Here is a 12,446-nt window from a genome sequence, read left to right on the forward strand (position 1 = left end):
AAAAGAGCAGAACCGATGGAAGCAGAAACGCTGGCGGCGGCGAGCGAGATTGATTTCTCGCTCTTGGGGTTATTTCTCAGAGCGACAATTACCGTAAAATTAGTAATGATCATCTTGATCCTGGCCTCGTTTTGGTCATGGTCGATCATTGTCCAGAAAATCATTCAGTACCGTCGTGCCAAGGCGGAAAATGAGCGTTTCGATCAGGCTTTCTGGTCAGGGGAGCCTCTGGACGGACTTTATGATGCGATCGGGCCGGACCCGGACGGGGCCGCAGAGAAAATCTTTGCGGCCGGTATGACCGAGTGGCGCAGGTCGCACCGCGAGGACGGCGGCCTGATTCCGGGAGCAACGGCGCGGATTGATCGCAGCATGGACGTCGCGATCGCCAAAGAGGCGGAGCGTTTGCAAAAAGGGCTTCCGGTACTTGCGACAACAGGGTCGACGGCGCCGTTTATCGGATTGTTCGGAACCGTTTTCGGGATCATGAACTCGTTCATCGAAATTGCGGCGCAGCAAAACACCAGCCTCGTCGTCGTCGCACCCGGAATTGCAGAAGCGCTTTTGGCCACGGGTATCGGGCTGTTGGCGGCGATTCCAGCGGTTATATTCTATAACAAGCTGAGCGCGGATTCTGATCGCATACTGGGCGGTTACGAAGCCTTTGCCGATGAGTTCGCCACAATTCTCAGCCGTCAATTGGACAGTTAAATCATGGCTGGTGGGGTAATGAAGAAGCAAGGCGGCGGGGGGCGTGGCAGACGCCGGGGCCGTGCGCAGCCGATGGCCGAAATCAATATCACCCCGTTTGTGGACGTGATGCTGGTGCTTTTGATTATTTTCATGGTTGCGGCCCCGTTGCTGACGGTTGGCGTCCCTGTCGAGCTGCCGAAAACCGCAGCGACCGCCTTGCCGTCCGAACAGGAAGAACCGCTGACCATCACCGTTCTTGCCGACGGGTCCGTACAGATACAGAAAACCGAAACAGCCCGCAACGATTTGGTCACCAAGCTGAAGGCCATTGCCGCAGAACGCGCGAGCGACCGGGTGTTTCTTCGGGCCGATGGGGCTGTGTCCTATGCCTCGATCATGGAGATCATGGGCGCTTTGAATGCGGGCGGGTTCAGCAACATTGGCTTGGTTACCGAAAACGGCGGGCCCAAGCTGGATGGCACAGGCGCGTCGGGCGGGTAACATGCACACCGGGCATTACATTTCTGGCGCGGGCCATCTGGGGCTTATTGCCTGGCTTTTGCTGGGGAATATTTTCACGTCGCGCCCCGAACCGTTCAAGATGCAGGAAGTATCGGTCATCTCAGCGGCTGAATTCGATGCGATGGTGGCATCGGCTCAAGCTCCGGAGCAAAGCTCTGAGGTGGACCAGCCCGTCGCGCCGGAAACATCCGCGCAGCCGCCTGAAGTCGACGCACCCTCCGATCAGGCCATTGAACAGCCCACACCATTACAGGCAGAAGCCCCACCGCCCGATCCGGTACCCGAGGTGGCCGAACCTGCCCCACCGCCCCCGTCCAAGGATATCAGCAAGCTAGCACCCGAAGCGCCGGAGCCGCCGGCCGAAGTCGCTGTACTGGTTCCGGAAAAGGCCCCCGTCGCCGTGCCGCGCCCGGTGGAACGCGTCGCTCCGGAAGCGGTTGCGCCACCAGATCCCGCGGCGCGTTCTGACGTTATCGAGCAAGAGGCGACGACGCCCGACGCGACCGCGGAAAAAATCGTCGAAGAGGCACAAGAGGCCACCGCGCCCGAAGAGGCGACGACGCAGATCGTCACCGAAGCGACAGAGGCACCCAAGGCCGCCCCCGAACAATCGCCGCGACCGCCTGCTCGTCGGCCGACGCCTCCTGCACCGGAGGTGGTGGAAACGGCTGTCGATACACCAAAGCCGACCCCGGCAAAGCCGGCACCCGCCAAGCCCGAGGCCCCTAAGCCTGATAAACCCAAGCCGAAGCCCGCCCCCGCACCATCGACCGACAAAGACGCCGTTGCCGCCGCTTTGGCCGAAGCCTTGGGCAGCTCTGATGCGCCGGCAACGGCCCCGGCGACCCCGTCTGGTCCACCGCTGTCGGCCGGCGAGAAAGAAGCGTTGCGGGTGGCTGTCTCGTCATGTTGGAATGTCGGTTCACTTTCCTCTGAGGCCTTGCGCACTACTGTTGTTGTCAGCGTGGCAATGAACCAGGATGGTACACCCCAAACCAATTCGATCACCATGACCAGCAGCTCGGGGGGGACACAAGCCGCTGCCGGTAAGGCGTTCGAAGCGGCAAGGCGGGCGATTATCCGCTGTGGGGCGCGTGGATACCAGCTTCCTGTAGATAAATTTGGCCAATGGCAGAATATTGAGATGACTTTTAATCCTGAAAGGATGCGCATCAAATGATTGTACGAGTCTTGAGCATATGGTTGGCGCTTTTTGGCGTGTTGGCCACTTCGGCACAGGCGCAGCAAGGACCGCTGCGGATCGAGATCACAGAGGGCGTGATTGAACCGTTGCCGTTTGCCGTTCCCAGTTTCCAACCGGAAAGTGGTGACGCAGGTCAGATGGCCGTCGACCTGGCGCGGGTTGTATCCGAAGATCTCGTCGGCTCGGGCCTGTTTCGCGAAATACCTGCGAGTGCATTCATTTCAACGGTAAGCGATTTCAATGCGCCGGTGCAATACGCCGATTGGAAAGCGATCAATGCCCAAGCTTTGATCACCGGGGCCGTAAGCGTGTCGGGCAATACGATGAATGTGAAGTTCCGTCTCTACGATGTGTTCTCGGGGGCCGAACTTGGGTCGGGCCTGCAATTTGCGGGAACGGTCGATGGCTGGCGACGGATGGCCCATAAAGTTGCGGATGCCGTCTATTCACGCATCACTGGTGAAGGCGGGTATTTTGACAGCCGCGTCGTCTATGTATCAGAAACCGGCCCCAAGGATGGTCGTCAGAAACGACTGGCGGTGATGGATTACGACGGTGCCAACGTGCAGTATCTTACCGATAGCTCGTCGATCGTGCTGGCCCCGCGCTTCTCTCCTTCGGGTGATCGCATCCTTTACACCAGCTACGAAAGCGGGTTCCCTCGCATTTACGTCCTGGATATCGGATCGGTTCAGCGCCGCGGGCTGGAAAGCGCCGAAGGCACGATGAGCTTCGCACCGCGTTTCTCTCCATCGGGGAACACCATTGCTTATTCGCTTACTCAGGGCGGCAACACCGATATCTTCGTCATGGATATTGCCACAGGGCAATCCACACGGCTTACCAATACACCGTCGATCGAAACCGCCCCCAGCTATTCGCCGGACGGTAGCCAGATTGTCTTTGAAAGCGATCGCTCAGGTTCGCAGCAGTTGTACGTGATGCCCGCCAACGGCGGAGAGGCGACACGCATTTCCTTTGGCGAGGGTCGATACGGGACACCCGTATGGTCACCGCGCGGTGATCTGGTTGCGTTCACCAAGCAGAACAAAGGCCGCTTCCACATCGGGGTGATGCGTCTGGACGGTTCGGAAGAACGGCTGCTGACGGCTTCGTTCCTAGACGAAGGCCCGACATGGGCCCCCAATGGACGTGTCATCATGTTTGCCCGTGAAACCCAGGGTGCAGGGGGTGCTTCGTCGCTGTATTCTGTCGATATTTCCGGCCGGAACCTGAAACCCGTACGCACTCAGGAAGGCGGATCGGACCCGTCGTGGTCGCCACTACAGAAGTGATTTCGCGATACCTTGGCATTTCCCAATGCCCAGGCTCTGTGATAATAGTTTTGAAACACCGATAACAGCCAGCTTTAAAAAGGCCCATCTTATGAACCGCATTCTAACCAGCACTCTTTTCATCGCAGTCCTGGCCGTTTCCGCCTGTACCAACCCGAACCGTTTTGGTGCGGACGGTATGAACGGTGCCGGCAATATGGCCAACGCCAACGGCGGAATCATCCCGGGCAGTGCGAACGACCCCGCTTCGACGACATATTTCCAGCAGGCCATCGGCGACCGCGTGCTTTTCGAGGTTGACCAGTCCACGCTGACAACCGTTGGTCAGGCCACGTTGAACGGTCAGGCTACGTGGCTGAACACCAACACCGATTATCAAGCCGTGATCGAAGGTCACGCTGATGAGCAGGGCACACGCGAATACAACCTCGCCCTGGGTGCACGTCGTGCCAACGCCGCACGTGAATACCTGATTTCGCGGGGGGTCGCGGCCAACCGGTTGCGCGTCGTGAGCTACGGCAAGGAACGGCCGATCGAGATTTGCTCGCAAGAAGCCTGCTATGCCAAAAACCGCCGGGCGGTGACGGTTCTGGCTGGTGGTTTGACCAGCTAAATCAGCTTACGGGAAGTTAGGAATATCACTATGCGGTTTGTTTTGATAGTGACGCTTGGGCTGGCCTTCGGGCCAGTCGCAGCGCATGCACAGGATGCCCAAACCCTGGCGGATGTGCGCCAGGAATTGACTGTTCTGAATGTTGAGGTGCAAAAACTGCGCCGCGAGCTTTCAACGACGGGCGGAGCGGGTATCGCCGTGGCAAGCGGGTCGGTTCTGGATCGCGTCAATGCGATGGAAAGCGAACTGCAACGGCTCACTTCGAAAACCGAAGAGCTTGAGAACAAGGTCAATCGGGTAGTGACCGACGGAACCAACCGGATCGGTGATCTTGAATTCAGGTTGGTTGAGCTGGAAGGCGGCGACGTGGGAAGCATCGGCCAGACATCGACGCTTGGCGGAGGAGAATTGCCGGCCACTGCCGCACCTGCGGCATCTGCGCTGACGACATCGCCAACAACGCCGTACAACAGCGCGGAACTGGCGATTGGTGAAGCATCGGATTTTGAGCGGGCGAAGGCGGCGCTCGCTGACGGTGACTTTCGCGCCGCCGCTGACCAGTTTGCGACCTTCAATCAGACCTATCCGGGCGGACCGCTAGGCCCCGAAGCCGACTTGCGCCACGGTGACGCGCTGCAAGGCTTGGGTGATACCCGCGAAGCCGCGCGTGCGTATCTGGCCAGCTTTAGCGCTGATCCGACCGGACCGTTGGCCGCGGAGGCGCTTTTTCAACTGGGTAAATCCCTCGGCGAACTGGGTCAGGTTCAGGAAGGCTGCGTCACCTTAGGTGAGGTTGCCATGCGGTTTCCTTCCAGCCCATACGTGGCACAGGCTCAGGCACAACGTGCCGTGCTTTCGTGCCAATAAACAATGACGGCGTCAGCGCTGTTTCATCGCGTCGCTGACAGCTTCCTGCCCGACCCTCCCAAGTTTATCGGGGTCGCGGTTTCCGGCGGGAGCGATTCGTTAGCCTTGTTGTACCTGTTGCACGATTTTGCGCGGGACCATCACGTCGCGCTATCTGCCGCTACCGTGGATCACGGGTTAAGGCCCGAAGCCGCAGCCGAGGCGAATTTGGTTGCCGAAATCTGCGCCGGGCTGAATGTTCCTCATACGGTGCTGCCATGGATCGGTTGGGACGCGCGCGGCAACCTGCAAGACGAGGCCAGAAAGGAACGCTATCGCTTGCTGGCGCAGTGGGGGCGGGTGCAGGGGCTTGACGTTATCGCGGTGGGCCATACGGCGGATGACATGGCCGAAACATTTGTCATGCGGTTGGGGCGACGGGCCGGAGTAGATGGTTTGGCCGCAATCTCGCACGCGTTTGAGCGCGATCAAATGCGGTGGGTGCGCCCGCTTTTGACCTCGCGCCGGATCGAATTACAGGAATATCTGACCGCAAGAGATATCACCTGGGTAAGTGACCCAAGCAACAATGACGACAAATACACCCGGGTTCGCGTGCGCAAGGCGTTGGCCGTACTGTCCGAACTCGGCATTGATTCTATGGCGCTGGCGGATGTCGCTGGAAATCTGAAATCTGCACGCGATGCTCTTGTTCATCACATGTTGATGGCTGCGCGGCAAATCGCGGTCTGTCGCGCCGGAGCCGTTTCAGTTGACGAACAGGCGTTCCGAACGCTTCCGTCTGAAACAAGGCGCAGGTTTTTATGCCATGCTTTGAAATGGGTGAACAACGCGCCGTATGCACCACGCAGTAGCGCATTGCGTGACGTATTCTCCAGTTTGGAAACGTCCCCGGCGGCCACGGTTCAGGGTTGCATCATCCGCCGGAAGGGCCAAAAACTCTGGATATTCAGAGAGTTGAATGCCGCAAACATGCATGAGGCATCGGTTCTGGACGTATGGGACAACCGGTGGCGTGTCGTTCCGCCCCCTGAATGGACCGGTAATCTTGACCATCTGACCATCCGGGCGTTGGGCCCCGAGGGTCTGGCACAATGTCCCGACTGGCGCGACATCGACGTTCCGAGAGGGGTGCTTTTGGCCTCTCCGGCGGTGTGGAACGGCGCAGAACTGATCGCGGCACCCCTTGCTGGTTGGGCGCAAAACTGGCAAGCAGTGCCCCAACGAGGCGAAGACGTATTCTTTGCCACTCACATAACGCATTGAACATACGCTCATCGTGTCTATCTTAGATGCAACGGGTGCTTTGTCTTGGTGCCGTCCCCCGGATGTAGGAGACTTTCCTTTGGGTAATATGCGCAATCTCGCCTTTTGGGTTGTATTGATGCTTTTGGTTTTGGCGCTGTTCAATTTGTTCAGCGGGTCGACCGGTGGCCTTCAAAGCCGCGAAATCAGCTATTCAGAATTTGTGACTGCTGTCGAAGCCGGTGATGTCCGCAACGTCACGCTGGATGGTGAACAGGTACGTTTCCGCCGCGCCGACGGCAGTGACTATGTCACGATCAGGCCTGAAGACGCCGAAGTGACCAAATTGCTCATGGCCAACGACATTCCGGTTCGTGCCGAACCGCAGCAGCAATCTGGGTTCCAGACGTTTCTGATGTCGTTGCTGCCGATCTTGCTTTTGATCGGTGTGTGGATCTATTTCATGAACCGCATGCAAGGTGGGGGCAAAGGCGGGGCCATGGGCTTTGGCAAGTCCAAGGCCAAGATGCTGACCGAAAAGCACGGTCGGGTGACATTTGATGATGTTGCAGGTATCGACGAAGCCAAGGAAGAACTCGAAGAGATCGTCGAATTTCTGCGGAACCCGCAAAAGTTCAGCCGCCTGGGCGGCAAGATCCCCAAAGGGGCGCTGCTTGAAGGCCCTCCGGGTACCGGTAAAACGCTTTTGGCCCGCGCAATTGCGGGCGAGGCCGGCGTGCCGTTCTTCACCATATCGGGTTCCGACTTTGTCGAGATGTTCGTCGGTGTCGGTGCGTCGCGCGTACGGGACATGTTCGAACAGGCGAAAAAGAACGCGCCCTGTATCGTGTTTATCGATGAAATTGACGCTGTCGGACGGCACCGGGGTGCGGGCTATGGCGGCGGCAATGACGAGCGCGAACAGACGTTGAACCAGCTCTTGGTCGAGATGGATGGCTTCGAGGCGAACGAAGGCGTGATCATCATCGCCGCGACCAACCGTAAGGATGTGCTTGACCCGGCGTTGCTGCGCCCTGGACGTTTCGACCGTCAGGTGTCGGTCGGCAATCCTGATATCAAAGGCCGCGAGAAAATTCTGGGCGTCCATGCTCGGAAAACGCCGCTTGGCCCTGACGTGGATCTGCGGATCATTGCACGTGGTACACCGGGCTTCTCGGGTGCCGATCTGGCGAACCTTGTGAACGAGGCAGCGCTTACTGCTGCGCGTGTAGGCCGCCGTTTTGTTGCGATGATGGATTTCGAATCCGCCAAGGACAAGATCATGATGGGCGCAGAGCGGCGTTCGATGGTGCTGACGCAGGACCAGAAGGAAAAGACTGCCTATCACGAAGCTGGCCACGCGATTGTTGGCATCAAATTGCCCAAATGTGACCCTGTCTATAAAGCGACCATCATCCCTCGTGGCGGTGCTTTGGGGATGGTGATGAGCTTGCCCGAAATGGACAAGTTGCAGATGTTCAAGGATGAAGCCGAGCAGAAGATCGCGATGACGATGGCGGGCAAAGCTGCGGAAATCTTCAAATACGGTGCTGAAACTGTATCGTCGGGACCGATGGGCGACATCATGCAAGCCAGCCAGTTGGCACGTGGTATGGTGATGCGCATGGGGATGTCCGACAAGGTGGGTAACATCGATTACTCCGAAGCTGCGGCAGGTTATCAGGCGAACGGCGGGGCGGGCGGCTTTTCAGTCTCTGCGGCCACAAAGGAACTTATCGAAAGCGAAGTGAAACGCTTTATCGATGAGGGGTATGATCGCGCCTATAAGATCCTTTCTGAAAATGAGGAGGAGTTCGAACGTCTGGCTCAAGGTTTGCTGGAATACGAGACTCTTACCGGCGAAGAGATCAAGCGTGTGATCGCGGGCAAACCGCCCCAGGACCCCGACGGAGACGACACCAGCGGCATGGATAAACCCAGCGTGACCGCTATCCCCAAAGCCAAGGGAAAGAAAACGCCGCCGTCGAGCGGGTTGGAACCTGAACCAATGGCCTAAGCAGCATCGCTGTTTATCCCGATATGTCATATTTAAGAGGCCCTGCATTTGCGGGGCCTTTCCTTTTGATCTGCCATTGCGCAAACTGCGGCGTGGAAAAAAGAACAGGATATAAACTATGCCGGCGCTCAGACCCACGGACTTCACGGGGACTATCACTTGGCTGGGCGTGGTCCCAAAGCTTGCCAACGGCATCCGTGCCGAAATCCGGTCGGAAGTGTTCGCAAGTTATGCAGGGTTCGAAGAGGACGTCCATTCCGGCCTCACCCGTCCGTCTTGCATACGCATGACGGCAACCTATCCCAAAGGCACCGAAATCAGAAACGTGCGTCAGCTTTCCATTCTATCTGCTGAAGAGCTGGCTTTGATAGCAGATGACATGGGCCTTGATGATCTTGACCCTGTTCATCTTGGTGCCTCTATCGTCATCAACGGGATTCCCGATTTTACTCATGTGCCGCCAAACGCGCGCCTACAAGCCGAGTCTGGTGCGACCCTTACCATAGATATGGAAAATCTACCCTGCGTGTTACCGGGACGCGAGGTAGAGCGTGACAACCCCGGTCATGGTGCAAAGTTCAAGGCTGCCGCCTGGAATCGTCGCGGGGTAACCGCTTGGGTCGAACGAGAAGGGCTGCTGAAGGTCGGTGATGCACTGCGTCTGTTCATCCCCGATCAACCCGCTTGGCGACACGGCTGAATGACGTACCGGCCCTGAATCGCTAAAAAGATTTCCAAAAAGAAACGCGCTTGGGGTCAGTCGCCGTTTCACGTGGTGGAAATGTCGGAAATGCGCCCTCTGAACGTGGCATATGGCGCGTATGCAAGGCACAGCAACGCATAACGTCCAGCACCGCGACAGGGGATCAACATGGCATTTAAGACCGATATTCAAATTGCACGTGAAGCAGCAAAACGGCCCATTCAAGAAATCGGTCAGAAACTTGGAATCAGCAGCGCCGATCTGCTGCCCTATGGGCATGATAAGGCGAAGGTGTCGCAATCATTCATCAACTCGGTACAGGACCGCCCCGATGGCAAACTGATCCTGGTCACGGCGATTAACCCGACCCCTGCGGGCGAAGGTAAAACGACCACGACCGTCGGGCTAGGGGACGGGCTTAACCGGATCGGAAAAAACGCGGCCGTCTGTATCCGCGAAGCGTCGCTTGGCCCGAACTTCGGAATGAAGGGCGGTGCCGCTGGGGGCGGCTACGCCCAAATCGTACCGATGGAAGAAATGAACCTGCACTTTACCGGGGATTTTCATGCCATCACATCGGCGCATAACTTGCTCAGTGCGATGATTGATAACCATATCTACTGGGGCAACGCGCTAGAGATCGACCTGCGGCGCGTCGTCTGGCGCCGTGTCGTTGATATGAACGACCGCGCCCTGCGCCAGATCACGGCGTCCTTGGGCGGTGTGTCGAACGGTTTCCCCCGCGAGGCCGGGTTCGATATTACCGTGGCATCCGAAGTCATGGCGATCTTGTGTTTGGCGCGTGACCTGAGTGACCTGCAAAAACGCTTGGGCGATATGATCGTCGCCTATACCCGCGAGCGTAAACCGATCTATGCCCGCGACATCAAGGCAGATGGCGCGATGACCGTCCTGTTGAAGGACGCGATGCAGCCGAACCTTGTGCAGACGCTAGAAAACAACCCCGCCTTCGTTCACGGGGGGCCGTTTGCCAATATCGCGCACGGATGCAACACGGTCATAGCAACCACGACCGCGCTGAAGCTGGCGGATTACGTGGTCACCGAAGCGGGTTTCGGCGCTGACCTTGGGGCAGAAAAGTTCCTGAACATCAAATGCCGCAAGGCCGGGTTGGCACCGTCCTGCGTCGTGGTCGTAGCCACGGTGCGCGCGATGAAGATGAACGGCGGCGTGGCCAAGGCCGATCTGGGGGCCGAAAATGTCGATGCCGTCCAGGCAGGCTGCCCCAACCTCGGGCGTCATATCGAAAACCTGAAATCCTTTGGCGTGCCGGTGGTTGTGGCGATCAACCACTTCGTGACCGACACCGATGCCGAAATCCAGGCGGTAAAGGATTACGTCGCCTCTCAAGGGGCGGAAGCGGTCCTGTCACGGCACTGGGAGCTGGGCAGCGCAGGGTCTGCTGATCTGGCAACCAAAGTTGTGGAAATCATAGATCGCGGCGAGGCTAGGTTCACACCCCTCTATCCGGATGAAATGAGCCTTGCCGACAAGATCAATACCATCGCGACCAAGATATATCGCGCCGACGCCGCCCTGATGGATCATAAAATCTTGAAACAGCTTCAAGACTGGGAAGAGCAGGGATATGGCAATCTGCCGGTATGCATGGCCAAAACCCAATATAGCTTCACTACGGATCCCGAAGCGCGGGGGGCTCCGACTGGCTTTCACATCCCGGTCCGCGAAGTGCGGCTTTCCGCAGGCGCAGGATTCGTGGTCGCCATCTGCGGCGAGATCATGACGATGCCGGGCCTGCCACGTGTACCTTCGGCTGAAAATATCCGCCTAAATGATGCCGGTGATGTTGAAGGTCTGTTCTAAAGGCGTATGAAAAGGGCGCGGGAAAGCTTCGTCCCGCGCCCTTTCACATGCAACGCGCACGCATTTAAATTAGTGAATTGCAGGAGACAGAACCATGGCGGCGACTATCATCGATGGTAAAGAGTTTGCAGGCCGCGTACGTGCGCAGGTGGCACGACATGTCGACCGGTTGAAATCCGATCACGATATTACGCCGGGGCTGGCGGTGGTCTTGGTCGGTACCGATCCCGCCTCCGACGTTTATGTCCGGTCAAAAGGCAAGATGACCCGCGAGGTCGGTATGAAATCGGTCGAGCATCGCCTGGATGCGGCCACGTCCGAAGCGGAATTGCTGAACCTGATCGAGACCTTGAACGCAGCCCACGATATTCACGGGATACTCGTACAACTACCGCTGCCCCGGCATATCAATGAAGACCTTGTCATAAACGCCATTGATCCCGCCAAGGACGTCGACGGGTTCCACATCTCCAACGTCGGTATGCTGAGTACCGGTCAGAAGGCGATGGTCCCCTGCACCCCGTTGGGATGCCTGATGATGCTGCGCGACCATCACGGGAGCCTGTCCGGCATGAACGCCGTAGTGATCGGGCGGAGCAACATCGTCGGCAAGCCGATGGCGCAGTTGCTGCTGGGTGACAGCTGTACGGTGACGATTGCCCACAGTCGCACCAAAGATTTGGCAGACGTTGTGCGCCGCGCCGATATCGTCATAGCCGCGGTAGGACGACCTGAGATGGTTCCGGGCGACTGGATCAAGCCAGGTGCTACGGTCATCGACGTGGGCATAAATCGTTTGGACGCCCCCGAACGCGGCGCGGGCAAAACCCGACTTGTCGGCGATGTCGATTATGAAAGTTGCGCCGCGGTCGCCGGTGCGATTACGCCGGTACCGGGCGGGGTAGGGCCAATGACAATCGCTTGCCTGTTGGCAAATACCGTGACGGCCTGTTGCCGCGCCAACGGGCTGTCGGAACCCGAAGGGCTGACAGCCTAGCACATCGCGACCCTTCGCTGAACCTATGCCTCTACCGGCACCATCGTTCCTTGCAGCAGGGCGATAAGCTTCTGAACGCCTTGCTCCACGGCAAAAACCTCTGCGGTCACGACGCATAGCCGCTTACCCGGTTTCACGACCTTGCCGATGGCGATCAGCTTTTCTCCCCGCGCAGGGGCAAGCAGATTGATCTTTATCTCGGCGGTCACGACTTCTTGGTGCAGCGGTAGCGTCGTAAGGGCGGCATACCCCGCCGCGCTGTCGCCGATCGAAAAGGTAAGGCCGGCGTGACCAAAGCCCTGCTGCTGGCGGGCACCGGGAGAAATTGGTGCCTCTATGCTCACCGAACCGCGCTGGATATCGATGACACGTGCTTCAAATGTGGCCATCATCGTCTGTGCAGCAAAGCTCGTCCGGATGCGGGTTTTTTCTTCAGTATTCATAC

The 12,446-nt window shown here is 58.1% G+C and carries 12 protein-coding genes; 11 read left to right on the plus strand and 1 reads right to left on the minus strand.

What is annotated here, in order from left to right; all coding sequences use genetic code 11:
• Window positions 1-15: 15 nt before the first annotated feature.
• The 11 genes from tolQ to folD all read left to right on the plus strand — a co-directional run bounded on the left by tolQ (window position 16) and on the right by folD (window position 12,001).
• Window positions 16-711: a protein TolQ gene (gene tolQ, locus AC13DE_RS16170; RefSeq protein ID WP_446296293.1), complete on the plus strand. Its 696-nt coding sequence runs from the start codon at window positions 16-18 to the stop codon at window positions 709-711.
• Window positions 712-714: 3 nt separating this feature from the next.
• Window positions 715-1,194: a protein TolR gene (gene tolR / locus AC13DE_RS16175; RefSeq protein WP_446296294.1), complete on the plus strand. Its 480-nt coding sequence runs from the start codon at window positions 715-717 to the stop codon at window positions 1,192-1,194.
• A 1-nt stretch (window position 1,195) separates the two neighbouring features.
• A complete protein-coding gene (locus tag AC13DE_RS16180; protein ID WP_483048444.1) occupies window positions 1,196-2,395 on the plus strand; it encodes an energy transducer TonB in 1,200 nt (399 codons plus the stop codon).
• Window positions 2,392-3,714: a Tol-Pal system beta propeller repeat protein TolB gene (tolB, locus tag AC13DE_RS16185; protein ID WP_446296295.1), complete on the plus strand. Its 1,323-nt coding sequence runs from the start codon at window positions 2,392-2,394 to the stop codon at window positions 3,712-3,714. Before AC13DE_RS16180 ends, tolB begins: the two co-directional genes overlap by 4 nt.
• Before the next feature lie 91 nt (window positions 3,715-3,805).
• A complete protein-coding gene (gene pal / locus AC13DE_RS16190) occupies window positions 3,806-4,327 on the plus strand; it encodes a peptidoglycan-associated lipoprotein Pal (RefSeq protein ID WP_446296296.1) in 522 nt (173 codons plus the stop codon).
• Window positions 4,328-4,357: 30 nt separating this feature from the next.
• The gene (locus AC13DE_RS16195) at window positions 4,358-5,194 is read left to right on the plus strand and encodes a tetratricopeptide repeat protein (protein WP_483048406.1); all 837 of its coding nucleotides are present in this window, start codon (window positions 4,358-4,360) and stop codon (window positions 5,192-5,194) included.
• A 3-nt stretch (window positions 5,195-5,197) separates the two neighbouring features.
• A complete protein-coding gene (tilS, locus tag AC13DE_RS16200; protein WP_483048407.1) occupies window positions 5,198-6,460 on the plus strand; it encodes a tRNA lysidine(34) synthetase TilS in 1,263 nt (420 codons plus the stop codon).
• A 79-nt stretch (window positions 6,461-6,539) separates the two neighbouring features.
• The gene (gene ftsH, locus AC13DE_RS16205; RefSeq protein ID WP_446296299.1) at window positions 6,540-8,456 is read left to right on the plus strand and encodes an ATP-dependent zinc metalloprotease FtsH; all 1,917 of its coding nucleotides are present in this window, start codon (window positions 6,540-6,542) and stop codon (window positions 8,454-8,456) included.
• Between the two features lie 118 nt (window positions 8,457-8,574).
• Window positions 8,575-9,156 carry an MOSC domain-containing protein gene (locus tag AC13DE_RS16210; protein WP_483048408.1) on the plus strand — a complete coding sequence of 194 codons (582 nt, stop codon included), beginning with the start codon at window positions 8,575-8,577 and terminating at the stop codon, window positions 9,154-9,156.
• A gap of 171 nt (window positions 9,157-9,327) precedes the next feature.
• Complete coding sequence (locus tag AC13DE_RS16215; RefSeq protein ID WP_483048409.1) at window positions 9,328-11,004, plus strand: formate--tetrahydrofolate ligase; 1,677 nt, start codon at window positions 9,328-9,330, stop codon at window positions 11,002-11,004.
• A gap of 94 nt (window positions 11,005-11,098) precedes the next feature.
• Window positions 11,099-12,001, plus strand: coding sequence for a bifunctional methylenetetrahydrofolate dehydrogenase/methenyltetrahydrofolate cyclohydrolase FolD (gene folD, locus AC13DE_RS16220; RefSeq protein WP_446312260.1), 903 nt, complete (start codon window positions 11,099-11,101; stop codon window positions 11,999-12,001).
• 23 nt (window positions 12,002-12,024) lie between these two features.
• Here folD and AC13DE_RS16225 read toward each other — a convergent pair whose 3' ends face one another.
• Window positions 12,025-12,444 (minus strand): PaaI family thioesterase, encoded by a 420-nt coding sequence (locus AC13DE_RS16225; RefSeq protein WP_446296850.1) that lies wholly within the window; start codon window positions 12,442-12,444, stop codon window positions 12,025-12,027.
• Window positions 12,445-12,446 lie beyond the last annotated feature (2 nt).

Source organism: Sulfitobacter sp. L-8 (genome assembly GCF_056859255.1).